This window comes from Halomonas sp. JS92-SW72 (assembly GCF_003547075.1).
Lineage (GTDB): Bacteria > Pseudomonadota > Gammaproteobacteria > Pseudomonadales > Halomonadaceae > Halomonas > Halomonas alkalicola.
On the sequence record NZ_CP032147.1, the window covers coordinates 2,910,892 to 2,935,546 of the forward strand.

At 69.5% G+C, this 24,655-nt stretch carries 24 protein-coding genes; 16 read left to right on the forward strand and 8 right to left on the reverse strand.

Annotated elements, in window-relative coordinates; translation table 11 throughout:
• Positions 1-123 precede the first annotated feature (123 nt).
• On the reverse strand, positions 124-315 hold the full coding sequence (locus tag D1793_RS13675; RefSeq protein WP_240407673.1) for an AlpA family phage regulatory protein: 192 nt from the start codon (positions 313-315) through the stop codon (positions 124-126).
• A 116-nt stretch (positions 316-431) separates the two neighbouring features.
• Positions 432-638, reverse strand: a complete 207-nt coding sequence (locus D1793_RS13680; RefSeq protein WP_119022645.1) for an AlpA family phage regulatory protein — start codon at positions 636-638, stop codon at positions 432-434.
• A 751-nt stretch (positions 639-1,389) separates the two neighbouring features.
• Here D1793_RS13680 and D1793_RS13685 point away from each other — a divergent pair.
• From D1793_RS13685 to ybiO, 4 genes are all read left to right on the forward strand, one after another.
• Entirely contained in the window at positions 1,390-2,589 is a 1,200-nt protein-coding gene (locus tag D1793_RS13685) for a saccharopine dehydrogenase family protein (protein WP_119022646.1), read from the forward strand.
• A gap of 3 nt (positions 2,590-2,592) precedes the next feature.
• Positions 2,593-3,759 carry a carboxynorspermidine decarboxylase gene (gene nspC, locus D1793_RS13690; protein ID WP_119022647.1) on the forward strand — a complete coding sequence of 389 codons (1,167 nt, stop codon included), beginning with the start codon at positions 2,593-2,595 and terminating at the stop codon, positions 3,757-3,759.
• 152 nt (positions 3,760-3,911) lie between these two features.
• On the forward strand, positions 3,912-5,219 hold the full coding sequence (locus D1793_RS13695; RefSeq protein ID WP_162899973.1) for an aspartate kinase: 1,308 nt from the start codon (positions 3,912-3,914) through the stop codon (positions 5,217-5,219).
• A gap of 160 nt (positions 5,220-5,379) precedes the next feature.
• Entirely contained in the window at positions 5,380-7,689 is a 2,310-nt protein-coding gene (gene ybiO, locus D1793_RS13700; RefSeq protein ID WP_119022649.1) for a mechanosensitive channel protein, read from the forward strand.
• Between the two features lie 221 nt (positions 7,690-7,910).
• On the opposite strand, the gene D1793_RS13705 is transcribed toward ybiO, so the two are convergent.
• From D1793_RS13705 to hemC, 4 genes are read right to left on the reverse strand one after another with little or no spacing between them, the layout of a single operon-like run.
• Positions 7,911-9,233, reverse strand: a complete 1,323-nt coding sequence (locus D1793_RS13705; protein WP_119022650.1) for a heme biosynthesis HemY N-terminal domain-containing protein — start codon at positions 9,231-9,233, stop codon at positions 7,911-7,913.
• Positions 9,230-10,666 (reverse strand): uroporphyrinogen-III C-methyltransferase, encoded by a 1,437-nt coding sequence (locus D1793_RS13710; RefSeq protein ID WP_119022651.1) that lies wholly within the window; start codon positions 10,664-10,666, stop codon positions 9,230-9,232. Before D1793_RS13710 ends, D1793_RS13705 begins: the two co-directional genes overlap by 4 nt.
• A 7-nt stretch (positions 10,667-10,673) precedes the next feature.
• On the reverse strand, positions 10,674-11,468 hold the full coding sequence (locus tag D1793_RS13715; RefSeq protein ID WP_119022652.1) for a uroporphyrinogen-III synthase: 795 nt from the start codon (positions 11,466-11,468) through the stop codon (positions 10,674-10,676).
• Positions 11,468-12,409, reverse strand: coding sequence for a hydroxymethylbilane synthase (gene hemC, locus D1793_RS13720; RefSeq protein WP_119022653.1), 942 nt, complete (start codon positions 12,407-12,409; stop codon positions 11,468-11,470). The genes D1793_RS13715 and hemC overlap by 1 nt, the downstream gene beginning before the upstream one ends.
• 256 nt (positions 12,410-12,665) lie before the next feature.
• On the opposite strand from hemC, the gene argH reads away from it, so the two are divergent.
• From argH to D1793_RS13755, 7 genes are read left to right on the forward strand one after another with little or no spacing between them, the layout of a single operon-like run.
• Positions 12,666-14,096, forward strand: a complete 1,431-nt coding sequence (gene argH, locus D1793_RS13725) for an argininosuccinate lyase (protein WP_119022654.1) — start codon at positions 12,666-12,668, stop codon at positions 14,094-14,096.
• Positions 14,096-14,260 carry a lipoprotein gene (locus tag D1793_RS13730; protein WP_119022655.1) on the forward strand — a complete coding sequence of 55 codons (165 nt, stop codon included), beginning with the start codon at positions 14,096-14,098 and terminating at the stop codon, positions 14,258-14,260. The genes argH and D1793_RS13730 overlap by 1 nt, the downstream gene beginning before the upstream one ends.
• A 2-nt stretch (positions 14,261-14,262) precedes the next feature.
• Complete coding sequence (lysA, locus tag D1793_RS13735; RefSeq protein WP_119022656.1) at positions 14,263-15,543, forward strand: diaminopimelate decarboxylase; 1,281 nt, start codon at positions 14,263-14,265, stop codon at positions 15,541-15,543.
• Entirely contained in the window at positions 15,543-16,376 is an 834-nt protein-coding gene (gene dapF, locus D1793_RS13740; protein ID WP_119022657.1) for a diaminopimelate epimerase, read from the forward strand. The genes lysA and dapF overlap by 1 nt, the downstream gene beginning before the upstream one ends.
• 30 nt (positions 16,377-16,406) lie before the next feature.
• Positions 16,407-17,123: a DUF484 family protein gene (locus D1793_RS13745; RefSeq protein ID WP_119022658.1), complete on the forward strand. Its 717-nt coding sequence runs from the start codon at positions 16,407-16,409 to the stop codon at positions 17,121-17,123.
• Positions 17,116-18,051, forward strand: a complete 936-nt coding sequence (locus tag D1793_RS13750; RefSeq protein WP_119022659.1) for a tyrosine recombinase XerC — start codon at positions 17,116-17,118, stop codon at positions 18,049-18,051. The genes D1793_RS13745 and D1793_RS13750 overlap by 8 nt, the downstream gene beginning before the upstream one ends.
• On the forward strand, positions 18,048-18,833 hold the full coding sequence (locus D1793_RS13755; protein WP_346426384.1) for an HAD family hydrolase: 786 nt from the start codon (positions 18,048-18,050) through the stop codon (positions 18,831-18,833). Before D1793_RS13750 ends, D1793_RS13755 begins: the two co-directional genes overlap by 4 nt.
• Before the next feature lie 163 nt (positions 18,834-18,996).
• On the opposite strand, the gene yihA is transcribed toward D1793_RS13755, so the two are convergent.
• Positions 18,997-19,602 carry a ribosome biogenesis GTP-binding protein YihA/YsxC gene (gene yihA, locus D1793_RS13760; RefSeq protein ID WP_119022661.1) on the reverse strand — a complete coding sequence of 202 codons (606 nt, stop codon included), beginning with the start codon at positions 19,600-19,602 and terminating at the stop codon, positions 18,997-18,999.
• A 238-nt stretch (positions 19,603-19,840) separates the two neighbouring features.
• On the opposite strand from yihA, the gene D1793_RS13765 reads away from it, so the two are divergent.
• The 5 genes from D1793_RS13765 (at position 19,841) to D1793_RS13785 (ending at position 24,191) form a co-directional block, all read left to right on the forward strand.
• Positions 19,841-20,461 carry a c-type cytochrome gene (locus tag D1793_RS13765; RefSeq protein WP_119022662.1) on the forward strand — a complete coding sequence of 207 codons (621 nt, stop codon included), beginning with the start codon at positions 19,841-19,843 and terminating at the stop codon, positions 20,459-20,461.
• A 172-nt stretch (positions 20,462-20,633) separates the two neighbouring features.
• Positions 20,634-21,269, forward strand: coding sequence for a thiol:disulfide interchange protein DsbA/DsbL (locus D1793_RS13770; RefSeq protein WP_119022663.1), 636 nt, complete (start codon positions 20,634-20,636; stop codon positions 21,267-21,269).
• Between the two features lies 1 nt (position 21,270).
• The gene (locus tag D1793_RS13775; protein WP_119022664.1) at positions 21,271-22,095 is read left to right on the forward strand and encodes an endonuclease/exonuclease/phosphatase family protein; all 825 of its coding nucleotides are present in this window, start codon (positions 21,271-21,273) and stop codon (positions 22,093-22,095) included.
• A gap of 132 nt (positions 22,096-22,227) precedes the next feature.
• On the forward strand, positions 22,228-22,776 hold the full coding sequence (locus D1793_RS13780) for a TRAP transporter small permease subunit (protein ID WP_119022665.1): 549 nt from the start codon (positions 22,228-22,230) through the stop codon (positions 22,774-22,776).
• The gene (locus tag D1793_RS13785; protein ID WP_119022666.1) at positions 22,776-24,191 is read left to right on the forward strand and encodes a TRAP transporter large permease subunit; all 1,416 of its coding nucleotides are present in this window, start codon (positions 22,776-22,778) and stop codon (positions 24,189-24,191) included. The genes D1793_RS13780 and D1793_RS13785 overlap by 1 nt, the downstream gene beginning before the upstream one ends.
• Before the next feature lie 25 nt (positions 24,192-24,216).
• Here D1793_RS13785 and D1793_RS13790 read toward each other — a convergent pair whose 3' ends face one another.
• A complete protein-coding gene (locus D1793_RS13790) occupies positions 24,217-24,648 on the reverse strand; it encodes a YqaA family protein (RefSeq protein ID WP_119022667.1) in 432 nt (143 codons plus the stop codon).
• Positions 24,649-24,655: the final 7 nt, after the last annotated feature.

Sequence of the window (24,655 nt, forward strand, 5' to 3'; positions counted from 1 at the left end):
CACGGGCATAGTGATCGCGTACCGTTTCACCCCGACCAGTTCACGTCACTCGACGTCCTGCAGCTCAGATACTAATCAAGGTGGTGGACTCGTATAACCATCCTCCGATTTCAAGCCGATCGCTCACTCCCTCCTGGCCTGATTGATTCGACAAGCGATCCAATTCTCCACCTCATGTTCAACCCAGGCCACCCGACGGCTCGTGATCGTTACCGCAGGAGGGAATTGTCCAGCCTCGATGAGCCGATGCAGCGTCGTGCTGCTGATCGCACATCGATCCAGGACTTCGTTGCGGCGCAGAAGCTTCATCTCCATACCCCCTTTCCGTTGGCGAGCCGTTCTTTGCTCACCCCCTATAAGGGGTATAGCCATTGCTGCCTCGTTGTTGACTGCTTCCAGCCACATTGGACGGTCCTAGAGCAGGCTTTCCATCAGTGCTGGGTAAGATCACGCTGTCCGCAACGCTGCTCACGAATGAGCCGCATGATCCATCGATCAATCTCATCCTCATCCCAGACAACCGTTCTGCCCCCTATGACGGTCGGTGCGGGGAAAGCACCCGACTTGACAAGGCGGTGCAGTGAAGTTCGGCTGAGCGCGCAGCGATTCAGCACCTCATGTTGACGCAAACGCTTCATGCTATTCCCTCAGATAGATTGGTGAGTGATTGACTACCTCACCGCTCTATAAGGGGTAGAGCGAGCTCCACCTTACCGTGCTATGGTCAAGGCGGCTGCGAGCAACCCTTCTCAACACACCGCTCCTCACCCCGAACAGGGGTTGAGCGTTTCTCCACCAAACAGGAGCATGGCAGCGGCGCGCGAATAGGCTGGTTGAATGGTGCCCACTTATGATCGACAAAACCGATCGACGATTACATAGTCATTTAATTTATCGATTAGAATGCCGAGCTCGAGCCGATAGTGACTCTGAAGCACTGATGGTGACTCAGCACAGAATAGCGGGGGTATCCATGGGGGTGCATTCACTGCTAGCGATCCATTTACTCCTTATTAAACAATATTTTATGTATACTATTAGCGGGACGCCGCCTCCACCAAACAGTCGACGAATCAAGCACCTACGGGTGCTTTTTTCGTTTCTGGCCCTGCCGGGCGGCTGCCATCGGCCCGTCATGATGCGCGCGGCAGAATGACCTGCCCTCCCCTGAGCACCCTGGCCTGCGACTTTGGTCGCAGACTTGACTCGAAAACCACTTGATACCAGCCTCAGGGGGAGCCATTATCTGCGCCCACTCGTCATCCCCCCCCCTGCGGGGAGCCGGGCGAGGCCAAGACCGGGGTGGCATCGGGTCGGGGGCGCCGAGGCGCTTCACTACCGATAAGACCCTACCACTGTTGACATTTCCCGATCTGGATTCGAAACCCCATGAGCAAAGTCCTGATTATTGGCGCCGGCGGCGTCGGCGGCGTGGTGACCCACAAGTGCGCCCAGCACCCCGAGGTCTTCAGCGAGATCATGCTGGCCAGCCGCAACGAAGCGAAGTGCCAGGCGATCGCCGCCCAGCTGGATCGCCCGATCCAGACCGCCCAGGTGGACGCCGACAGCGTCGATGACCTGGTCAAGCTGATCGAGTCGTTCAAGCCCGACGTGCTGATCCACGTGGCCCTGCCCTATCAGGACCTGACCATCATGGAGGCCTGCCTGAAGACCGGCGTGCCCTACCTCGACACCGCCAACTACGAGCATCCCGACGAGGCGAAGTTCGAGTACAAGGAGCAGTGGGCCTTCCAGGAGCGCTACAAGGAGGCCGGCAACATGGCCACCCTGGGCTGCGGCTTCGACCCGGGCATGACCAACATCTACTGCGCCTACGCGCAGAAGAACCTGTTCGACGAGATCCACCGCATCGACATCCTGGACGCCAACGGCGGTGACCACGGCTACCCCTTCGCCACCAACTTCAACCCCGAGATCAACATTCGCGAGATCACCGCGAAGGGTCGCTACTGGGAGAAGGGCGAGTGGAAGGAGACCGACCCGCTGGCGGTGAAGCGCACCTTCGACTTCGACGGCATCGGCGAGAAGGACATCTACCTCCTCTACCACGAGGAGCTCGAGTCCCTGTGCCAGAACATCAAGGGCCTGGAGCGCATCCGCTTCTGGATGACCTTCTCCGAGAAGTACATCACCCACCTCAAGGTGCTCGAGAACGTCGGCATGACCAGCATCGAGCCGATCGAGGTAGGCGGCGCCAAGATCGCCCCGCTGGAGTTTCTCAAGGCGGTGCTGCCCGACCCGGCCTCGCTGGGCCCGCGCACCAAGGGCAAGACCAACATCGGCATCATCGCCGACGGCATCAAGGACGGTAAGCGTCGCAAGGTGTACATCTACAACATCTGCGACCACGAGAAGTGCTACGAGGAGGTCAAGTCCCAGGCGATCTCCTACACCACCGGCGTGCCGGCGGTGACCGGCGCCATGCTGATGCTGGAAGGGATCTGGAAGGGCGCGGGCGTGTTCAACGTCGAGCAGCTCGACCCCGACCCCTTCATGGCGCGCATCGGCGAGATGGGGCTGCCCTGGCAGGTGGTCGAGCTCGACCCCGACCACGACCCCCTGGCCTGAGCCATGGCGAATGCACGCGAGCAGGGCCTGGACTTCGACGTCCGGGCCTGCCCCTCCCCGGCCTATGTGGTGGACGACGCCCTCCTGCGCCGCAACCTGGAGCTGCTCGGGCAGGTCCAGGCGCGCAGCGGTGCGCGCATCCTGCTGGCCCTGAAGGGCTTCGCCATGTGGAACACCTTCCCGCTGGTGCGCCAGTATCTGGTGGGCACCACGGCCAGCGGGCAGGACGAGGCGCGCCTGGGGGCGGAGACCTTCGGCGGCGAGGTGCACTGCTACTCGCCGGCCTTCACCGAGGAGGAGATGGCGTTGGTGCTGCGCTACGCCGACCACCTGAGCTTCAACTCCCCGGGCCAGTGGCGGCGCTTCCGCGAGACCATCGCGGCGGCGCCGCGCCGGGTCTCCTGTGGCATGCGGGTCAACCCCGAGCACTCCACCGGGGCGGTGCCGCTCTACGACCCCTGCGCGCCGGGCTCGCGGCTCGGCACCCGGGCGGCCGACCTCACCCCCGAGGTGGTGGAGGGGCTCGAGGGGCTGCACTTCCACACCCTGTGCGAGCAGAACAGCGACGATCTGGAGTCGACCCTGGCGGCCTTCGAGGAGCGCTTCGGCCACTACCTCCCCGGCCTGAAGTGGGTCAACTTCGGCGGCGGCCACCACATCACCCGCGCCGACTACGACGTCGAGCGGCTGGTGCGGGTGATCCGTGGCTTCCGGGAGCGGCATCCGCACCTGACGGTCTACCTGGAGCCGGGCGAGGCGATCGCGCTGAACACCGGCTACCTGGTCTGCTCGGTGCTGGATATCGTCGAGAATGACGGCCCCATCGCCATCCTCGACACCTCCGCCACGGCGCACATGCCCGACGTGCTGGAGATGCCCTACCGCCCGCACATCATCGGCGGCGGTGAGCCGAACGAGAAGGCCCACACCTACCGCCTGGGGGGCATGACCTGCCTCGCCGGCGACGTGATCGGCGACTACTCGTTCGATGCGCCGCTTGAGATCGGCGACCGCCTGGTGTTCACCGACATGGCCCACTACACCATGGTCAAGACCACCACCTTCAACGGCATCCGCCTGCCGTCGATCTGCCGCATCGACGAGGCGAGCCGCGAGGTGAGCACGGTCCGCACCTTCGGCTACGTGGACTACATGCAGCGGCTCAGCTGAGCCGCCTGCCGCTCGACCCGCACCACCCAGAAGCCCCTCGCGGGGCTTCTTTCATTTCTGCCCCGCGCACTTGCACTCCTGCCCCCCGGGGCTTCACCCCCGCCTCCCGGGCCTCTATGGTGGAGCAAAGCCACTGCCACAGGGAGTTCGTGATGACGCAGGCCGCAAGGTGCAGGGTCTACAAGTTCGGCGGCGCCTCGATCCGGGACGCCGACGCCATTCGCCGGCTGGGCAGCCTGCTGGCCGAGAAGGCGCCGCGGCCCCGCGCCATGGTGGTCTCGGCCATGGGCAAGACCACCAACGCCCTGGAGGCGCTGCTGCGGGCGGCCCGCGAGCAGGACGAGGCGGGGTATCGCCATCGGCTCACGGCGATCCGCGAGGACCACCTCGGCGTGGCCGAGGCGCTGTTCGGCCCGGGCTCGAGCGTGGCCGACGCGCTGGAGCAGCGACTGGCCGAACTGGACGCCGCCCACGCCGCCCACCGCGAGGCGCCCTACCCCTTCCACTACGACCAGACCGTGGGCATGGGCGAGCTGCTCTCCACCACCCTGGTGGCCGCCTGGCTCAACGCGGTCGGCGTGGCGACCCGCTGGTGCGACGCCCGGGCGCTGATCGTCACCGACGAGCATCATCAGGCGGCCGAGATCGACTGGGCGACCACCCGAGAGCGCATCGCCTCGCTTGCCGCCGAGTGCGACGAGGTGCTGCTGACCCAGGGCTTCATCGGCGCCACCGCCAGGGGTGCCATGACCACCCTGGGCCGCGAGGGCTCCGACTTCAGCGCGGCGATCCTCGCCGAGGCCCTGGGCGCCGACGAGCTGACCATCTGGAAGGACGTGCCGGGACTCTTCAACGCCGACCCGCGGCGCTTCGCCAATGCGCGCCAGATTCCTCGCCTGAGCTACGCGGAGGCCCTGGAGCAGACCTGGCACGGCGCCAAGGTGATCCACCCGCGTACCCTGGCCCCGCTGCAGCGGGCCGGCATCCCGCTGACGGTGCGCTCCTTTCTGGACCCCGAGGCCCCGCCCAGCACCATCGGCCCCGAGGCGGGCGAAGGCGACCGCCAGCCCGCCTTCATGCTGCGCGACGACCAGGTGCTGCTCGATATCGCCCCCCGGGACGGCGGCTTCCTCGACGAGGCGCTGGTGGCCGAGGTGCTGGCCCGGCTCGGCGAGGCCGACCTGCACGCCAACCTGCTCGACATCGAGGCCCTGCGCCTGCGCCTGGTGGTCGACCACCGGCCCGAAAGGCTCGACCCCCTGGGGGATACGCTGGCGGAACGCTTCGCGCTGTCCCGCCACGATGGCCTGGTGCTGCTCACGGTGCGCCACCCCGACGAGGCGCTGATGGCCGCCCTCGACGCCCACCGGAGCCGGCTCGTCGTGCGCTGCAACGCCACCACCGCCCAGCGGCTCTACCCCGCCGCCGAGTGTCCCGCCACCTGGCAGATTCCCGACTGAGCGCGAAGGCCGAGGCACCCTTTCGCGGTCTACACGCCCTGTACAATGGCGCCGACTCGGGACAACCCGGGTCGAGGTCGTCCGGCAAAGTCCGTATCATGCGTAAGGCGTCATCGAGGACAAGTCCCATCGCCCACACGCAAGAGACGGAGGTCACAGCGTGAACCCCATGCGAGCCCTACCCCTGATGCTCGGCTGGCTGCTGATCGCCCTGCTGGCACTGGCCGGCCCGGCCCAGGCCCAGCCGGCCGACGCGGGCAGCCAGACGGCGAATGCCACCCTGGCCGACCTGCTCGAGAACGAGGAGACCCGCCGGCAGCTGATCGAGCAGCTGCGCGGCATGGCCGAGGCGCCCGCCGCCGAGCCCCCCACAGAGGAGGCCCAGGCCTCGCTGCCCCGCCAGCTGGCCGAGCTGACCAGCCGCGTCGCCAGCGATATCGGCGGCCAGTTCGGCAGTGCCGTGGAGGCGGTCGGCGACCTCTTCACCGGCGGCCTGGAGGACAGCACCTTCGACACCGCGGCCTTCACCAGCGCGACCGTCAACCTGGGCCTGGTGATCCTGGCCACCCTGGCGCTGTTCGTGGCCTTCCGGCGCCTGGCCAAGCCGCTGTTCACCGGGATCAGCCAGTGGTCGCTCAACGGCGAGGGGCTCACCCCGGTGCTGCGCCTGGTGATCTGCGTGGCCCTGGCCGCCCTCGTCGACGTGCTGGTGGTGGCACTGGCCTACGTGGGCGGCAACCTGGTCGCCACCTTCGCCATCGGCGAAACCGGCGAGCTCTCCACCCGAGCCTCGCTGTTCCTCAATGCCTTCCTGGTGATCGAGCTGCTCAAGGCGGCGCTGCGGGTGCTCTTCTCGTCGCGCTACGAGGGACTGCGCCTGCTGCCGATCACCGCCGCCGAGGCCTCCTACTGGAACCGCTGGATCGCCCGGCTGATCGGCCTGGTGGGCTACGGCCTGATGGTGGTGGTGCCGCTGATCAACGTCTACATCGCCCCGGCCCTGGGCCAGGGGGTCGGCACCCTGATCATGTTCGGCGCCTTCCTCTACGCGGTGATCGTGGTGATGAAGAATCGCCTGCGGCTGCGCGACGCCATCAACGACAAGGCGAATCGCGCCACCATGGCCGCCACCCGGGTGAGCCTGCAGCTCTTCGCCCGCACCTGGCACCTGTTCGCCCTGGCCTACTTCGTGATGGTGCTGGTGGTGACCCTGACCCGGCCGGTGGATGCCCTGCCCTTCGTGCTCTTCGCCACCCTCAGGACCATCGCCGCGGTGGTGGTGGGCATGCTGCTCTCCAGCTTCCTGACCCAGACCATCGGCCGGCGCATCACCCTCTCCGATGACCTGCGCCGCAAGCTGCCACTGCTGGAGCCACGCCTCAACAGCTACGTGCCCAACGCCCTGCGGGTGATCCGCACCCTGATCCTGGTGCTGGTGATCATGCTGGTGCTCAGCGCCTGGGGCGCCTTCGACCTGGCGGGCTGGTACGCCTCCGAGGCGGGTCGCGGCCTGGTCGGCAAGCTGGTCAGCGTGGCGATGATCCTGGTGATCGCCATCGGCGCCTGGCTTGGCCTGGCCAGCCTGATCGAGCACAAGCTCAACCCCGAGACCGGCACCGGCGAGCCCGATGCCCGCGCCAAGACCCTGCTGACACTGTTCCGCAACGCCCTGGCCATCGCCCTGATCACCATGACGGCGATGATCGTGCTGGCCGAGATCGGCATCAATATCGGTCCGCTGATCGCCGGTGCCGGTGTGCTGGGCCTGGCCATCGGCTTCGGCGCCCAGAAGCTGGTCCAGGACATCATCACCGGCATCTTCATCCAGGTGGAGAACGCCATGAACACCGGTGACGTGGTGACCGTGGGCGGCATCACCGGCACCGCCGAGCGCCTGAGCATCCGCTCGGTGGGCATCCGCGACGTCAACGGCACCTACCACATCGTGCCCTTCTCCAGCGTGGACACCGTCTCCAACTACATGCGCGAGTTCGGCTACCACGTGGGCGAGTACGGCATCGCCTACCGCGAGAGCATCGACGACGCCATCGTGGCGCTGCGCGAGGCCTTCGACGAGCTGGCGGCCGGCGACGACCACAAGATGAACATCCTCGCCCCGCTGGAGGTGGCCGGCGTCACCGCCCTGGCGGACAGCTCGGTGAACATCCGCGTGCGCATCAAGACCACCCCGGGCAACCAGTGGGCCGTGGGGCGCGCCTACAACCGCCTGGTCAAGCTGCACTTCGACGGCAAGGGCATCGAGATCCCCTTCCCCCACACCACCCTCTACTTCGGCGTGGGCAAGGAGGGCGAGGCGCCTCCCGCCAACCTGCGCATCATGCAGCAGAACTTCGACATCGACGGGCGCCCCGGCGGCCAGCCCCGCTCCGGCGAGAGCAGCCGCGCGGGCGAGGAGGACCCGCGCTCGAAGCCCAACCCCGAGTTCAAGGGGGACTTCGACGAGGACTGAGCCGTCGGCTCAGCACCCTCACAAGGCAAGGCGGGGCTGCCATCGGCAGCCCCGCCTTTTTCCTGCTCCACGGCGTCGCCCCCTGGCCACCCCGTGGCCGGGTCCCGCGGAGCCATGCCAGCAGCGAGGAAGAAGGCAGGAGCCGCCAGCAGAAACAAGAAGGGGGCGCCGGATGGCGCCCCCTTCTCGGGTGGTGGCAGGGTGGCCGGGGCCGCCCGGCCTCAGGCCGGCTTCTTCTCGTCGGCCTTCTCTCCCGCAGGCTTGCCGCCCTTGCCCGCGGCGTCCTCGGGCTTGGCTTTCGAGGGCGTCTTTTCGGCCAGCACGTCCTTGTCCTCGCGGGGCTGGGGCAGCGAGGGCAGCGACTTGTCGAGCAGCTCCACGCTCTGGCGATAGTAGAGCTGGCTCTTGTTGTGCTCGCCCAGGTTGGCGTAGAGCCGCGCCAGCTCGGCACACACCACGCCGCTGGGGCGCTGGCGCTGGCTCGCCTCGAAGTACTCCTGGGCCTTGCCCCAGTATGCGTTGCGCAGCGCCAGGCGACCCAGCGTCAGCAGCAGGTCCGGGTCGTTGGGCCGCTCCTGCAGCCACTTCTCGGCGGTCACCAGCTGGCGCGCGGCATCCACGTCGAGCAGGCCGTAGCGCAGCACCAGGCGGCTGTCCCAGTGCTCCTTGAGGGAGTGGCGCAGCAGGCGCTCGGCGATGGGCTCCTGACGACCGCGCACCAGCGCCTCGGCGTAGAGCACGATCAGGTCGATGTTGCCGCGCAGGTGGTCGGGCATGTCGGCCCACAGGCCGCGCACCTTCTCGATATCGCTACCCTCGCGGGCCTCGCGCACGATCAGCTCACGGTAGGCGCGCTGCTCGAGCTGGTCGCGCTCCTCCTTCGAGATCAACTGCTGGGCGCCGAGGCGCGGCATCAGGCGGCGCAGGCCGTCCCAGTCGCTGACGCTGAGGTAGGCCTGCTTGAGCTGCTTGAGCACCTGGGGATGGTTGGGCAGCTGGCGGTCCAGGCGGGTGAGGATCGCCAGGGCCTCCTCGTACTGCTGGCGGTCCAGCATCAGCTGGGCCTGCATCATGCCCACCGCGGTATCGGCCCCCTCGGTGCTCAGGTGCGCCCGCTTGAGCAGGGTGTCGGCCTGGTCGAAGCGGCCCTGGTAATGGGCCGCTAGCGCCGCGGAAAGGTAGTTGACCAGCGGGGTGCTGGAGTCGTCCGCCGCCTTGACCAGCGACTTCTCGGCCTTCTTCCAACGCCCCTCGGCCAGCGCCACCAGGCCGCGCACGGTGCGCTTCATGGCGTTGCGGTTGCGGGCGCGGCTGTTCCACACCTTGAAGCGCGAGACCGGACGGGTCAGGCGCATCAGCACGCGCAGGGCGAAGTGCAGCACCAGGAAGCCGGCCAGCAGGATCACCAGGCCAAACCAGAAGGAGGTCTGCACCGAGGTGTCGCCGACGCGCACCAGCCAGTAGCCGGGCACGGACATCATCAGCTGGCCGAAGAGCGCGCCGAGCGCCAGGCCCAGGACGACGATCAGGATCAGCTTTCTCATGCGTCATCTCCCCGGCGCGACTCGAAGCGACGCTCGATGAAGGTGGCCAGGGCCTGCTGGGAGCCGCTGATGTCCGGCAGCTCCGGACGGATCGCCTGGGCCTTGAGCTCACCCAGACGCTCGACGACCGACTGCACGCCGGAGGCGTCGGTATCGTAGTAGCCCTCGATCAGGGTCAGCGCCTTGTCGAGGCTCGCCTCGAAGAGCGACTGCTCCTCCTTGAGCAGCGCCAGCTGGGACTGCTCCAGCACCAGGCGCACGCTCTGGCGCAGGTAGGACTCCTGCTCGGGGGTGATCAGCGCTTCCAGGTCGGCATCATGGTGGCGGATGGTGACCAGCTCCTTGAGCTCCTGGCCGAAGCGCGAGAGCTGCTGCTGCCAGGTGCCGCTGGGCGCCTCCGTGATGCCGGAGCGCACGGTGATCTCCTCGATCTCCTGGGAGAGCGGCTGGCGGGCGATCTGCTGCTGCTGGGCGTTGAGGGCCAGCCACAGGCCGGTGCGGTCGACCCGCGGCACGGCCTCCAGGGCGGCCAGCTCGCTGGCGATCTCGCGGCGCACCGGCACCAGGGCGGGGTTGTCCGCCTCGCGCAGGCGCTGGTCGGCGGTGCGCAGCAGGGCGGCCGCGCCCTCGACGTCGCGCTCGAGTTGCAGGCGCTGGTTGGCCAGGCGCAGCAGGTAGGCGGCCTCGGCGTGCAGCCAGTCGCGCTCGTCGGCCTCCTGCTCGCTGGAGAGCTCGTCGAGCACCCGGTCGAGGGTCTGGTTGACCTCGCCGCGATAGTCGGCGAACTCCCCCTGCAGGCTGGCGATGGCGTCGTCCAGGGCGGCGTCGCGCTCGCGCTCGCCCTCGTCCAGGCGGCTCTCCAGGCCCGCCAGGTCGGCGGCGCTGGCGAACTGGCCGGAGGCGGACTCCAGCTCACCGATGCGCGCCTGCTGGGCCTCGAGCTTCTGCCACGCCTGCCAGCCGAACAGCACCACGGCGATGGCCAGCAGGATCACCAGCACGATGGCGGCGAGGCCCGCCTTGCCGCCCTTGCCGTCACCGCCGCCAGCCGGGGGAGCCGCGGCACCCGCGCCGCTGCCGCCGGATACCGGCCGGGGCTCGGCGGGCTTGCCCTTGTCGGCAGCGCCAGCAGCCTTGGAGGCATCGGCCGGCTTGGCCGGCGGGGGCGTGCTGCCGGCCGCCGCGGCGTCAGGCTTGCCCGAGGCCTGGGCCGGCGCGGCGGCGCTGTTCGCAGCGGGCTTCGACTCGGCACTCTCCGCGGCCCCGGCCGGCTGAGCCGAGTCCTGGGAGGCCGCGTCCTGAGTGGTCTTGTCGTAGCGCCGCGAACGACGCCGGTTCTGATGATTGCCCTTGCCGGCGTCGCCGCCCGAGGTCGCCGCTTGCGCGCCGTCAGACGCCTTCTGTTCATCCTGCTCGTGTGGTTGCTTGCTCATCTTGTCGCTAGCCCTTTTCGAGATCGTCTTGATCGACATCGGCTTCCTGCGGGTGACAGGCGGCGGCCAAGGCCGTCGTCAGCGCGGTCGGCGTGGCGCCGGACGCCACGACAGGGGCACGAAACCCCAGCTTGCCGGCCAGTGTAGCCAACCGGGCGCTGGAAACGATTAGCGGTTGGTTCAAGGCGGCACCTGTGCACCATCTTGCCAGATGTTCGAGGATTTCTCCGCTGCTGACCACCAGGGCACGAAAGTCGCCCCGGGCCAGGCGGCGCTGCATGTCGGGTGAGGGGGAGAGCGGGGTGCGGCGATAGACCGCCAGGCGGGTCAGGCGGGCGCCGCGCGCGGCGAGGGTCTCGGCCAGCAGGGTACGCCCCCCCTCGCCGGCCACCAGCAGGATCTTCTCGCCGTCGAGGCGCTGCAGGGAGCCCAGCCGCAGCAGCGCCTCGCTGGTGTCCTCGCCGGCCGCGGCAGGCGGCACATGCACCCGCACGCCGAGCGCCTGGTGCAGGGCGGCGGCGGTGGCCGCCCCCACGGCGTAGTAGTCGATGCCCACGGGCAGCTGCGGCCAGTAGCGGTCCAGCGCCTCGGCCAGACACTCGGCGGCGAAGGGGCTCACCACCACCACCCGCCGGAACTGGTCGAAGTCGAGCCAGGCGGCGCGCTGCTCCGGCGTCTCGGGCAGCGCCTCCAAGCGCAGCGCTTCGAGGCGGGCCACCGGCAGGCCGCGGGCCTCGATGGCCGCGGCCAGCACGTCGCCCCGCTCGCCGGGGCGTGTGATCACGACCGGCTGGGCCCCCATCAGCCGGCGCCGTAGACCTCGGCGAGGATCTCGCCGGCGCCCATCTCGAGCAGCTCCTCGGCGACGCGGATGCCCAGCGCCTCCGGCTCGTGGATGGAGCCACGCCCCTCGGCGCGCAGCACCCGGCTGCCGTCCGGGGTGCCCACCAGGGCGCGCAGCCACAGGGTCTGGCCGTCATTCTCGAACACCGCATGGCCGCCGATGGGGACCTGGCAGCCGCCCTCCAGCCGGGTGTTCATGGCGCGCTCGGCGCGCACCCGGGTGGCGGTGTCGGGGTCGTCCAGAGGCGCCAGCAGACCGATCAGCTCGGGGTCGTGGAGGCGGCACTCGATGCCCAGCGCCCCTTGGCCGCAGGCCGGCAGGCACACCTCGGGGGGCAGCTCCATGGCGATGCGGTCGTCGAGGCCCAGGCGACGCAGCCCGGAGGTGGCCAGGATGATGGCGTCGAACTCGCCGGCGTCGAGCTTGGCCAGGCGGGTCTGGACGTTGCCGCGCAGGGAGAGGATCTCGAAGTCCGGGCGCGCCTCCTGCATCTGCAGGCCGCGGCGCAGGCTGGAGGTGCCGATGCGCGCCCCTTCGGGCAGCTCGTCGAGGCTCCGGTAGTGGTTGGAGACGAAGGCGTCGGTGGCCTCGGCGCCGGCGAAGATCACCGAGAGGCCGAGCCCCTCGGGGAAGTGCATCGGCACGTCCTTCATGGAGTGCACGGCGATGTCGGCGCGGCCGTCGAGCATCGCCTCCTCCAGCTCCTTCACGAACAGCCCCTTGCCCCCCACCTTGGCCAGCGGCGTATCGAGGATCTTGTCGCCGCGGGTGGACATGGCCACCAGCTCCACCTCGAGGCCAGGGTGGAGCTCCATGAGGCGGTCGCGGACATGTTCGGCCTGCCACAGGGCCAGTTGACTCTTGCGGGTGGCAATACGCAGCTTGGTGATGGCTTGCACGAAGTTCTCCCTGTACCGGTTCCCCTGCCGGCGTCCAGCGTCGCCGGCGCCCGGTGGTATTGGCATTCTCTAGAGCATATCGGCTGTCATCATAAAGCACCCGGCAGGGCAGGAGAAATCGACGCCCCGGGCGCCCCCTCGCCACGCCGACGGACTCTGGTACACTGCCCGGCATGTCCAGCCAGCGCCGCCGCGGCGGCGCCGGGGCCCTGTGGCCCCGCTTCACCGCAACCCGTTACGCAGGATGCCCAGTCCGATGAGCGCAGATTCCACCACCGCCGGCACCAACCAGTCCTGGGGCGGCCGCTTCAACGAGCCCACCGACGCCTTCGTGGCCCGCTTCACCGCCTCGGTCGACTTCGACCAGCGCCTGGCCTTCCACGACATCCAGGGCTCCATCGCCCATGCCACCATGCTGGCACGGGTCGGGGTGCTCAGCGAGGCCGAGCGCGACGCCATCGTTCAGGGCTTGACCGAGATCGCCGGCGAGATCGAGCGCGGCGAGTTCCAGTGGTCGGTGGCGCTGGAAGACGTGCACATGAACATCGAGGCGCGGCTCACCGACAAGATCGGCATCACCGGCAAGAAGCTGCATACCGGCCGCTCCCGCAACGACCAGGTGGCCACCGACATCCGCCTCTTCCTGCGCGACGAGATCGACCGGGTGGCCGCCGAGCTCGCCCGCCTGCGCCGCGGCCTGATCGAGCTGGCCGACCGCGAGGCCGACACCATCATGCCCGGCTTCACCCACCTGCAGACGGCCCAGCCGGTCACCTTCGGCCACCACCTGCTGGCCTGGCACGAGATGCTGGCCCGCGACCACGAGCGGCTGCTCGACTGCCGCCGCCGGCTCAACGTGATGCCGCTGGGCGCCGCCGCCCTGGCCGGCACCACCTACCCCATCGACCGCCACGTCACCGCCGAGCTGCTGGGCTTCGCGCGCCCCGCCGAGAACAGCCTGGACGCGGTGAGCGATCGCGACTTCGCCATCGAGTTCACCGCCTTCGCCAGCCTGCTGCTGATGCACCTGTCGCGGATGAGCGAGGAGCTGGTGCTGTGGACCAGCGCCCAGTTCGACTTCATCGACCTGCCCGACCGCTTCTGCACCGGCTCCTCGATCATGCCGCAGAAGAAGAACCCCGACGTGCCGGAGCTGGTGCGCGGCAAGACCGGCCGAGTCTACGGCCACCTGATGGGCCTGCTGACCCTGATGAAGTCCCAGCCGCTGGCCTACAACAAGGACAACCAGGAGGACAAGGAGCCGCTGTTCGACGCCGTGGACACCGTCAAGGACTGCCTAAAGGCGTTCGCCGACATGGTGCCGGCCATCGAGCCGAAGAAACCGCAGATGGCCGAGGCGGCCCGCCGCGGCTTCTCCACCGCCACCGACCTGGCCGACTATCTGGTGCGCCGCGGCGTGGCCTTCCGTGACGCCCACGAGATCGTCGGCCTCTCCGTGGCCTATGGCATCCGCGAGAGCAAGGATCTCTCCGAGATGAGCCTCGAGGAGCTCCGGCAGTTCTCCGACGTCATCGAAGGCGACGTCTTCGAGGTGCTGACCCTGGAGGGCTCGGTGGCCGCCCGCAACCATATCGGCGGCACCGCCCCGGATCAGGTGCGCGCCGCCGCCCAGCGCGCCCGCGACGCCCTGGCCGCGATGGAGAGCGCCGCGGAGGCCGGCGCCTGATGCGCCGCCTGGCACTCGCCGCCCTGCCCCTGGCGCTGGTCATGGCGCTGGGCCTGGCCGGCTGCGGCCAGAAGGGCCCCCTCTACCTGCCCGATGACGAGCAGGCGGCCGAGCAGTACGGCCCCCGCGACGCCGCCACCGCCCCCGACGACAGCGAGACCTAGGCATGGATCATTTCGAGTACCGCGACGGCGTGCTCTACGGCGAGGAGGTCCCCCTGACCCGCATCGCCGAGCAGTTCGGCACGCCCTGCTACGTCTACTCCAAGGCCACCCTGGCCCGGCACTTCCGCGCCTATACCGAGGCGCTGGGCGGCCATCCCCACCTGATCTGCTACGCGGTGAAGGCCAACTCCAACCTCGCCGTGCTGGGCCTGCTGGCCCGCCTGGGCGCCGGCTTCGACATCGTCTCCGTGGGCGAGCTGGAGCGGGTACTGGCCGCCGGCGGCAACCCCGCCAAGGTGGTCTTCTCCGGTGTCGCCAAGCAGGAGGCCGAGATGGCCCGGGCGCTGGAGGTTGGCATCAAGTGCTTCAACGTGGAGTCGCGTCCCGAACTCGAGCGCCTCAATGAGGTGGCCGGCCGGCTCGGCAAGGTGGCCCCGGTGTCGCTGCGGGTCAACCCGGACGTGGATGCCGGCACCCACCCCTACATCTCCACCGGGCTCAAGGACAACAAGTTCGGCATCCCGGTGGACGAGGCGCTGGCGGTCTACGAGCTGGCCGCGAGCCTGCCCCATGTGAAGGTGAGCGGCCTGGACTGCCATATCGGCTCCCAGCTCACCGAGCTCGCGCCCTTCCTGGACGCCCTGGACCGCCTGCTGGTGCTGCTCGAGCGCCTGCGCGAGCGGGGCATCGAGGTGGAGCACCTGGATCTCGGCGGCGGCCTCGGCGTGCCCTATCGCGACGAGCACCCGCCGGCGCCCTTCGACTACGCCTCGGCCCTGCTGGAGCGCCTCTCCCGCTGGGCGGGCAGCGAGCGATTGACCCTGCTCTTCGAGCCGGGCCGCTCGATCGCCGCCAACGCCGGCGTGCTGCTGACCCGGGTGGAGTTCCTCAAGCCCGGCGAGACCCGGAACTTCGCCATCGTCGATGCCGGCATGAACGACCTGATCCGCCCCGCCCTCTATCAGGCCTGGCAGGCGATCCTGCCGGTGGATACCCGCCGCGCCCGGGAGAGTGCCACCTACGACGTGGTGGGCCCGGTGTGCGAGACCGGCGACTTCCTGGGCAAGGAGCGTACACTGGCCATCGCCCCGGGCGACCTGCTGGCGGTGCGCTCCGCCGGCGCCTACGGCTTCGTGATGGCCTCCAACTACAACAGCCGCCCGCGCCCCGCCGAGGTGATGGTGGACGGCGAGGCCAGCCACCTGGTGCGCCGCCGCGAGCGCCTCGAGGAGCTGTGGGCCGGCGAGGCGCTGCTGCCCGACGACGAGGAGGGCGCGCGCTGATGCTGCTGCACTTCACCAAGATGCACGGGCTGGGCAACGATTTCATGGTGATCGACCTGGTCACCCAGCGGGCGCGCCTGCAGGACGACCAGATCCGCCGCCTGGCCGACCGCCGCTTCGGCGTCGGCTTCGACCAGCTGCTGATCGTCGAGCCGCCCCGGGACCCGGACATGGACTTCCGCTACCGGATCTTCAACGCCGACGGCAGCGAGGTGGAGAACTGCGGCAACGGGGCGCGCTGCTTCGCCCGCTTCGTGCGCGACCAGCGCCTGACCCACAAGCACGAGATCCACGTGGAGACCGCCGGCGGCCCGCTGGTGCTGCTGGTCGAGGATGACGGGCGAGTGCGGGTCGACATGGGCGAGCCGCGCTTCGCCCCCGAGGCACTGCCCTTCGATGCCGCCGAGGATCGCCCGCTGCACCTCCTGGCGGTGGACGGCGAGCGCGTCGAGATCGGCGTCGTCTCCATGGGCAACCCCCACGCGGTGCTGCGGGTCGAGGACGTCGACCGCGCCCCGGTGGCGCGCCTGGGCCCGGCCATCGAGTCCCACCCGCGCTTTCCGAAGCGGGTCAACGCGGGCTTCATGCAGGTCGTCTCCCCCCACGAGATCCGCCTGAGGGTCTTTGAACGGGGCAGCGGCGAGACCCTGGCCTGCGGCACCGGCGCCTGCGCCGCGGTGGCCTGCGGCATCCGCCAGGGGCTGCTCGAAAGCCCGGTCACCGTGCACCTGCCCGGAGGCGACTTGAGCATCGAATGGGGAGGCCCCGGCACCTCCCTGGCCATGAGCGGCCCCGCCGAACGCGTCTATGACGGCCGCATCATCCTGACCTGAGCCCATCGGGCCGACCGCCGAGGAATCCGCATGTCACGAGCCGCCCCCGAACCGCGCAAGACCCTCGACCCGGACCGGGTCGCCGAATGGCTGGCCACCCACCCGGACTTCTTCGTCGGTCGCGAGGGCCTGCTGCAGCAGCTCAAGGTGCCGCATCCCGAGGCCCGCGGCGCCACCTCGCTGCTGGAGCGGCTGGTCCACGACCTGCGCACCCGCGCCGAGCAGGCCGAATGGCGCCTCGAGCAGCTGCTGGAGTCGGCCCGCCACAACGAGGCCCAGTACCGCCGCACCCGGGAGCTGGTGCTGGCCCTGCTGGAGGCCGAGGACGGCGACGCCCTGGGCCAGGCCCTGGCCACCCAGTTCTGCGAGCGCTTCTCCACGCCGGCGGTGGCGCTGTGGTGTCCGGCCAGCCTCACCGACGCCGAGCCCCAGCCGCCCCAGGCGCCGCGCCAGGTGCTCGACGAGCACGCCGGCTCACGCCTGGCGGCCCTGCTCGACGGCCGCACCAGCCGCTGCACCCGGCTCACCCCCACCGACTGGAAGCGGCTGCTGCCCCACACCACGGCGCCACGGCGCTCCGGCTCCTGTGCCATCACCCGGCTGACCCTGGGCGAGCCGCTGGGCTACCTGGTGCTGGCCAGCCCCGACGCCGATCACTTCCGCGCCAGCATGGATACCCTGTTCACCGAATACGTGGGCGACGTGGTGGCCCGGCTGCTGGTGCGCCACGCCGGGCGCCATGGCTGAGCCCCCCTCTGCCGCGCCCCTGGCCCGCGAGGTCGAGGCCTTCCTGGGCGGGCTCGCCCGTACCGCGAGCCCGGCCACCCTGGACGCCTACCGCCGCGACCTCGCCGCCCTGCTGGCCTTCCTGGACGAGCGCGGCATCGAGGAGTGGTCACGGCTGGACGCCGCCCTGCTGCGCCGCTTCCTGGGCGATGAGCGCGCCCGGGGCCTGGCCCCGCGCAGCCTGGCCCGGCGGCGCTCGGCGATCTCGCGGCTGGCCGACCACCTGGTGGCCGCCGGCCGGCTGACCCACAATCCGGTGGCCCTGACCCGAGCGCCGCGCCAGCCGCGCCACCTGCCGCGGCCGGTGGACGTCGACCGTCTGAAGGGCTTCCTGGAGACCCCTCACGACGGCTCGCCGCTGGCGGTGCGCGACCAGGCGATGCTGGAGCTCTTCTACTCCAGCGGCCTGCGCCTGGCCGAGCTGGCGGGCCTCGACCTGACCGACCTGCAGCCCGAGCGGGTGCGGGTGCTGGGCAAGGGCGGCAAGCCCCGCCAGGTGCCGGTGGGCCGCCATGCGCGCCGCGCGCTGGACACCTGGCTCGCCCTGCGCGAGACCCTGGCGGCGCCCGGCGAGACGGCGCTCTTCGTGGGCCAGCGCGGCACCCGCCTCGGCCACCGCGCCATCCAGCAGCGCCTGGCGCTGATCGCTCGCCGCCGCGGCCTCGACGAGCACCTGCACCCCCACCGCCTGCGCCACTCCTTCGCCAGCCATCTGCTGGAGTCGAGCCAGGACCTGCGCGCCGTCCAGGAGCTGCTGGGCCACGCCAACCTGGCCACCACCCAAGTCTATACCCGGCTCGACTGGCAGCACCTGGCGGCCAGCTACGACGCCGCCCACCCGCGGGCGCGGCGCCGGACCGCCGCGGCCCCCGACGAGGAACCATCGTGAGACTCGAGGCGATCACCTTCGACCTGGACGACACCCTGTGGGACAACGGCGGGGTGATGCGGCGCACCGAGGAGGGCCACTACGCCTGGCTGGACGCGGCGCTGCACGAATGGCTGGAAGGGCGGATGCAAGATCGGCTGGAAGAGCGCCTCGGCGGCCACGCCGACGGGGCATCGCCGTCAGACGCCCGCGGCCGCTTCGCCGAACGCTTCCCCCTGGCGGCCTTCATCGAGCGCCGCCTTCGCCTGGCCGGCGCCCACCCGCTGCGCCGCGGCGACTTCACCTGGCTGCGCCACCGTGCGCTGGCTGAGCTGCTTAACGAGTACGGCCTGGCCGCGGAGCACGCCGACCACTGGGCCAGCCGCGCCATGGAGCGCTTCATGGTGCTGAGGCACGAGGTCACGCCCCATGAGGAGGTGGATGAGCTGCTGGACGAGCTGGGCAGCCGCTACCGGCTGGCCAGCATCACCAACGGCAACGTGGAGATCGCCCGCCTGGCGCTGGGGCGCCACTTCCCGGTGGCCATCGCCGCGGGCGAGCTGCTCGCCCCCAAGCCCGACCCGCGCCCCTTCCTGGCCGCCCTGGCCCGGCTCGGCACCCCGCCATCACGGGCGCTGCACGTAGGGGATTCCTGGGCCGAGGATGCCCTGCCGGCGCGGCGCCTGGGCATGCAGGCGGCCTGGATCGGCCCGGACGACCGCGCCCTGCCCGCCGGCATCCATCGCCTCGACCACGTCCGCGAGCTGCCGGCGCTGATCCGCTGGCTGGAAAGGCAGCGATAACGAAAGGCTCTGATAGCGAAAGGCGCCGGGGACAGGACGGAGAGGGGGTCCGAGGACCAAGGATGGCCGAGGTAGCCTACAGGGACGTATTCATAGCGCCCCCTCGAGGACCTGTCGCCGGGAAAGCCTTGAGCGATGTATACGTCTGCGATAGCGCTGGGAACTAGTCCAGCAGCCAGGCGTCCAGGCGCGCATGCGCCTCCTCGACGCCCTGCCCCTTGAGCGACGAGAAGAGCTGGATGCTGACCAGATCCTCCCACTCGCGCAGCCGCGAGCGCACCTGCTGCAGGGCGCTGGCCGCCGCGCCGCGCTTCAGCTTGTCGGCCTTGGTGAGCAGGATATGCACCGGCATCGCCTTGTCATCCGCCCAGCCCAGCAGGGTCTGGTCGAACTCCGAGAGCGGGTGGCGCACGTCCATCACCAGCACCAGGCCGCGCAGCGAGGCGCGGCGCTGCAGGTAGTCCGAGAGGTGGCGCTGCCACTCCAGCTTGACCTGCTCGGGCACCTTGGCGAAGCCGTAGCCGGGCAGGTCCACCAGGCGCCGGTCGGCATCCTCGCCCAGGGTGAAGAAGTTGATCAGCTGGGTCCGGCCGGGGGTCTTGGAGGTGCGCGCCAGGGCCTTCTGGCGGGTCAGGGTATTGATGGCGCTGGACTTGCCGGCATTGGAGCGTCCGGCGAAGGCCACCTCGGCGCCGCTGTCGGGCGGGCACTGGGCCAGGGTCGGGGCGCTGGTGAGGAAACGGGCGGTCTGATAGTTGAGTCGCGCCATGGCGATGACATCCTGACGATGGTCGAAGGGAGACGGGGCGCGGCTTGCATTCCCGCCGCCGGGGTGATTCGGTATAATGCAGTGTCTTTTGTCTGCGACCCGGGGCACGCTAGTGTACCACCGCGCCCTCGACGTCCGCGAACCGCCGGCGCCTGCGCAAGGCCCCGGGCAGGCTCGCGATCCGGGCGGCTCCCAGGGTACGTACCGGTCAACAATGTAACGGCAAAGTGGATTAGCGATGAGAAAGTTACTGGCAAGCCTGGCATTTACCATGGGCGCCGTCGGCGCCGCCCACGCCGACCTGGAGGCCGACGCCGATGCGGCGGCGGGCCGCGAGAAGGCGCAGAGCTGCGCCGCCTGCCACGGCCAGTCCGGCATCAGCCCCTCCTCGGCCTTCCCGCATCTCGCCGGCCAGCAGATGTCCTACACCGCCAAGCAGATCATGGACATCCGTGACGGCCACCGCCTGGTGCCCCAGATGGCCGGCCAGGTAGACGACTTCTCGGACCAGGACGCCTGGGATGTCGCCAAGTACTTCGCCGACCAGGACGCCAACCTGGGCCAGGTCGACCCGGATTATGAACTGCTGGAGCGCGGCGAGGAGCTCTACCGGGCCGGCGACCTCTCCAGGGGCATCCCGGCCTGCGCCGCCTGCCACACCCCCACCGGGGAAGGCATCGGCAGCGCCATCTACCCGGCGCTCTCCGGGCAGTTCGTCGAGTACACCGTCGCCACCCTGCAGGACTTCGCCTCCGGCGAGCGGGCCAACGACCCGGCCAACATCATGCGCGACATCGCTGCCAAGATGAGCGATGCCGACATGGAAGCCGTGGCCAACTACGTGCTGGGCCTGCACTGAGTCAGGCCCGTCGCAGATAGCGATGCCCCGCTCAGTACGCGCCAGGGCGGCCCACGGGCCGCCCTTGTCGTATCGTCGCAGGCCCGGCCGCCACCAGGGAACCCTCGGTGGCGAACGCGCTCAAAGGCAGCGACGCCCGGCCCCGCCGGATCATTCAAGGAGAGAGTTCGTGATGTTCAAGCCCCTGATGTTCGCCCTTGCCGGCCTCGGCCTGTCGAGCCTGGCCACCGCCTCCCCGCTGGTCGAGGGCCAGCACTACGAGGTGCTGCCCCAGCCCGTCGAGACCCGCGTCGCCGAGGGCCAGATCGAGGTCACCGAAGCGTTCTGGTACGGCTGTCCGCACTGCTACAACCTGCAGCAGCACGTCACCGCCTGGTACGAGACCCTCGATGAGGACGTCAGCGTGGTGCATCTGCCCGGCACCATGGGCGGCGACTGGAACAAGCACGCCGCGGCCTTCTACGCCGCCGAGGAGCTGGGCATCGTCGAGGCGGTCCACGCCGACTTCTTCGACGCCATCCACCAGCAGAACCGTCGTCTCACCGAGACCGATGACCTGGCCGACTTCTTCAGCGGCTACGGCGTCAGCGAGGAGGAGGCGCGCCAGGCACTCGGCTCCTTCGCGGTGAAGAGCAAGGTCAACCAGGCCCACTCGCGGCTGCGCGCCATGCGCCTGATGGGCGTGCCCGCCCTGGTGATCGACGGCCGCTACCTGGTCACGCCCAGCAGCGCCGGCAGCCTCTCCAACATGCCCCAGATCGCCGACGCGCTGATCGAGAAGGTCCGTGAGGAGCGTGGTGACAGCTGAGATGTCGCATCTGGCCGAGGCAAGGACGCCGCCCCTCGAGGGCGGCCACCTGAAGCTGCTCACCTTCAACATGCAGGTGGGCATTCAGACCTCGGCCTACCACCACTACCTGACCCGTAGCTGGCAGCACCTGCTGCCCCACCCCAAGCGCCTGCGCCGGCTGGACATGGTCAGCGAGGTGCTGGGGCGCTTCGACATCGTCGGCCTCCAGGAGGTGGACGGCGGCAGCTTCCGCTCCAGCAACGTCAATCAGGTGGAGTATCTCGCCGGCCGCGGGGGCTTCCCGCACCATTTCAAGCAGCTCAACCGCAACCTGGGCCGCATCGCCCAGCACAGCAACGGGCTGCTGTCGCGGCTGGCTCCCAGCCGGATCGAGGAGCACCGCCTGCCCGGCACCCTGCCGGGACGGGGTGCCATCCACGCCCGCTTCGGCGAGGGCCCCGATGCCCTGCACCTCTTCGTGGCCCACCTGGCGTTGGGTCATCGCACCCGGGTGCGCCAGCTCGACTACCTCTCCGAGATCATCCAGCCGCTGCGCCACGTGGTGGTGATGGGCGACCTCAACTGCACCCCCGAGCAGCTCCACGGCCACCAGCGCTTCTGCGCCTCGCTGCCGCTGCATCCGGTGCGTCCGCTGCTCAGCTACCCCTCCTGGCAGCCGCGCCGCGCCCTGGACCACATCCTGCTCTCCGACTCGCTGCAGGCCGACGACGTGCGAGTGCTGGACCACCTCTTCTCCGACCACCTGCCGATCGCCGTGGATGTCCGGCTGCCTGCCGCCTGCCTGCAGGCCATGACCGCCCGCCTCAAGGGCGAGCCAGGCTGAGGAGGGGCAAGGCGCCGGGGGATACGCGAGAATGACCCTCGAGGGTGAAACCCAGGGTTGAGAGCCAGGGATGACGATCGTCGCCGAATCGGCGATGATGCCCGTCGTTTCCGCTTCTGCACGAGACCTCCCATGACACCCCCTGCCCGCGAACCGGCCCTGCTCCGGGGCCTGGACGCCTTTACCGACCGCATCGGCACCAGCATCGCCTGGCTGGTGATCCTCATGATGCTGGTGCAGTTCGCCATCGTGGTGATGCGCTACGTCTTCAGCATCCATAACACCGTGATGCAGGAGTCGGTGATGTACATGCACGCCGCGGTCTTCATGCTCGGCGCCGCCTGGACCCTGCGCCGCGACGGCCATGTGCGTGTGGATATCTTCTACCGCCGCCTCTCCGCCCGGGGGCGCGCCTGGGTCGACCTCTGCGGCACCCTCTTCCTGCTGATTCCGGTGGTACTCTTCATCGGCATCGGCAGCTACGGCTATGTGCGCAGCAGCTGGGCGATCATGGAGCGCTCACCGGACGGCGGCATTCCCGGCGTCTACCTGCTCAAGACCCTGATACTCGTGATGATGGCGCTGCTGCTGATCCAGGGCATCGCCCAGCTGATCCGCCAGGTGCTGATCATCCGCCACCGCCTGCCCAACGACACCCCGCAGCACGAGGAGCTCCTGTAATGCTGGCCACCCTCCTCGAGTTCATGCCGCTGATCATGTTCGCCGCGGTCTGCGGCGTGCTGATGCTGGGCTACCCGGTGGCGCTGTCGCTGGCCGGCACCGCCCTGATCTTCGCCGGTATCGGCTATGCGCTGATCCAGATGGGCGTGCCGGTGCCCTTCGAGACCCGATACCTGGGCGCCATGCCCAACCGCCTCTACGGCATCATGACCAACCAGACGCTGCTGGCGGTGCCGCTCTTCGTGCTGATGGGGGTGCTGCTGGAGAAGTCGCGCATCGCCGAGACCCTGCTCGACGCCATGTCGCTGGCCTTCGGCGCCCTGCGCGGCGGGCTGGGCATCGCCGTGGTGCTGGTCGGCATGCTGCTGGCGGCCTCTACCGGCATCGTCGGCGCCACCGTGGTGACCATGGGGCTGCTCTCGCTGCCCACCATGCTCAAGCGCGGCTACTCGCCGTCGCTGGCCACCGGCAGCATCTGCGCCACCGGCACCCTGGGTCAGATCATCCCGCCCTCCATCGCCCTGGTGCTGCTGGGCGACGTGCTCAACAACGCCTACCAACAGGCCCAGCTCTCCATGGGGGTGTGGAGCCCGCGCACCCTCTCGGTGGGCGATCTCTTCATCGGCGCCCTGGTGCCGGGCCTGCTGCTGGTGGTGGCCTATATCGTCTACCTGGTGATCACCGCCTGGGTGAAACCCGAGGCCGCCCCGCCCGCCGACCGCGACTCCCTGATGAAGGAGCTGGGCCACACCGGCAGCCTCTGGCCGCTGCTGCTCAAGGGGCTGGTGCCGCCGGTGCTGCTGATCGTGGCGGTGCTGGGCTCGATCCTGGGCGGCTTCGCCACGCCCACCGAGGCCTCCGCGGTGGGCGCCTTCGGCGCCTTCCTGCTGGCGCTGGTGAACCGCCGCCTGAGCGTGCCGGTGCTGCGGGAGGTGGTGCAGTCCACCGCCCAGGTCACCAGCATGGTGTTCCTGATCCTGATCGGCGCCGCGCTCTTCTCGCTGGTGTTCCGCGCCTTCGGTGGCGAGGAGCTGGTCACCGAGCTGTTCGAGGCGCTGCCCGGCGGCGTGGTGGGCGCCACCCTGGTGGTGATGCTGGTGATCTTCCTGCTCGGCTTCATCCTCGACTTCATCGAGATCACCTTCGTGGTGGTGCCTATCGTCGGGCCGGTGCTGCTGGCCATGGGGGTCGACCCGATCTGGCTCGGCATCATGATCGCGGTGAACCTGCAGACCTCCTTCCTGACACCACCCTTCGGCTTCGCGCTCTTCTACCTGCGCGGGGTGACGCCGGATTCGGTGCCCACCTCGGCGATCTACCGGGGGGTGACGCCCTTCATCGCCATGCAGCTAGCCATGCTGCTGGCGCTGGCGCTGATGCCGGGACTGGCCACCTGGCTGCCCTCGGTGCTCTAGCCAAGGACTGGCGCCTCCTGCCGGCTTACTGGCAGAGCGGCGCCAGCCACTGCTGGGCCAGCAGCAGCACCACCGCGTAGCGCCCGCCCTTGGCCACGGTGATCAGCAGGATGGCCCGCCACCAGGGCAGCCGGAAGACGCCGGCCAGCACGGTGAGCGGGTCGCCCACCACCGGGGCCCAGGAGAAGAGCAGGCTCCACTCGCCGAAGCGGAAGTACCAGCGCTCGGCCCGGGCCAGCCCCGCCGGGGAGGCGGGAAACCAGCGCCGGTCCTGGAAGCGGCGCGCATAGCGCCCCATCCAGACGTTGATCAGGCTGCCCAGGGTGTTGCCGGCGGTGGCCACCGCCCACAGCATCAGGGCCGGCTCGCCCAGGCACCAGAGCCGCGCCAGCCAGACCTCGGAGCCCCCCGGCAGCAGGGTGGCGCTGACCAGGGCCACCACGAACAGACTCAGCATCCTCTTC

Coding starts and splice junctions, on each gene's coding strand:
- D1793_RS13790 (WP_119022667.1), bottom strand. CDS start 24,648: ATGCTGAGTCTGTTCGTGGTGGCCCTGGTCAGCGCCACCCTGCTGCCG.
- yihA (WP_119022661.1), bottom strand. CDS start 19,602: ATGGCGCGACTCAACTATCAGACCGCCCGTTTCCTCACCAGCGCCCCG.
- D1793_RS13770 (WP_119022663.1), top strand. CDS start 20,634: ATGTTCAAGCCCCTGATGTTCGCCCTTGCCGGCCTCGGCCTGTCGAGC.
- nspC (WP_119022647.1), top strand. CDS start 2,593: ATGGCGAATGCACGCGAGCAGGGCCTGGACTTCGACGTCCGGGCCTGC.
- D1793_RS13685 (WP_119022646.1), top strand. CDS start 1,390: ATGAGCAAAGTCCTGATTATTGGCGCCGGCGGCGTCGGCGGCGTGGTG.
- D1793_RS13775 (WP_119022664.1), top strand. CDS start 21,271: ATGTCGCATCTGGCCGAGGCAAGGACGCCGCCCCTCGAGGGCGGCCAC.
- D1793_RS13675 (WP_240407673.1), bottom strand. CDS start 315: ATGGAGATGAAGCTTCTGCGCCGCAACGAAGTCCTGGATCGATGTGCG.
- D1793_RS13765 (WP_119022662.1), top strand. CDS start 19,841: ATGAGAAAGTTACTGGCAAGCCTGGCATTTACCATGGGCGCCGTCGGC.
- D1793_RS13705 (WP_119022650.1), bottom strand. CDS start 9,233: ATGAGAAAGCTGATCCTGATCGTCGTCCTGGGCCTGGCGCTCGGCGCG.
- D1793_RS13695 (WP_162899973.1), top strand. CDS start 3,912: ATGACGCAGGCCGCAAGGTGCAGGGTCTACAAGTTCGGCGGCGCCTCG.
- argH (WP_119022654.1), top strand. CDS start 12,666: ATGAGCGCAGATTCCACCACCGCCGGCACCAACCAGTCCTGGGGCGGC.
- D1793_RS13715 (WP_119022652.1), bottom strand. CDS start 11,468: ATGGGGGCCCAGCCGGTCGTGATCACACGCCCCGGCGAGCGGGGCGAC.
- D1793_RS13750 (WP_119022659.1), top strand. CDS start 17,116: ATGGCTGAGCCCCCCTCTGCCGCGCCCCTGGCCCGCGAGGTCGAGGCC.
- lysA (WP_119022656.1), top strand. CDS start 14,263: ATGGATCATTTCGAGTACCGCGACGGCGTGCTCTACGGCGAGGAGGTC.
- D1793_RS13785 (WP_119022666.1), top strand. CDS start 22,776: ATGCTGGCCACCCTCCTCGAGTTCATGCCGCTGATCATGTTCGCCGCG.
- D1793_RS13710 (WP_119022651.1), bottom strand. CDS start 10,666: ATGAGCAAGCAACCACACGAGCAGGATGAACAGAAGGCGTCTGACGGC.
- dapF (WP_119022657.1), top strand. CDS start 15,543: ATGCTGCTGCACTTCACCAAGATGCACGGGCTGGGCAACGATTTCATG.
- D1793_RS13745 (WP_119022658.1), top strand. CDS start 16,407: ATGTCACGAGCCGCCCCCGAACCGCGCAAGACCCTCGACCCGGACCGG.
- D1793_RS13780 (WP_119022665.1), top strand. CDS start 22,228: ATGACACCCCCTGCCCGCGAACCGGCCCTGCTCCGGGGCCTGGACGCC.
- D1793_RS13680 (WP_119022645.1), bottom strand. CDS start 638: ATGAAGCGTTTGCGTCAACATGAGGTGCTGAATCGCTGCGCGCTCAGC.
- D1793_RS13730 (WP_119022655.1), top strand. CDS start 14,096: ATGCGCCGCCTGGCACTCGCCGCCCTGCCCCTGGCGCTGGTCATGGCG.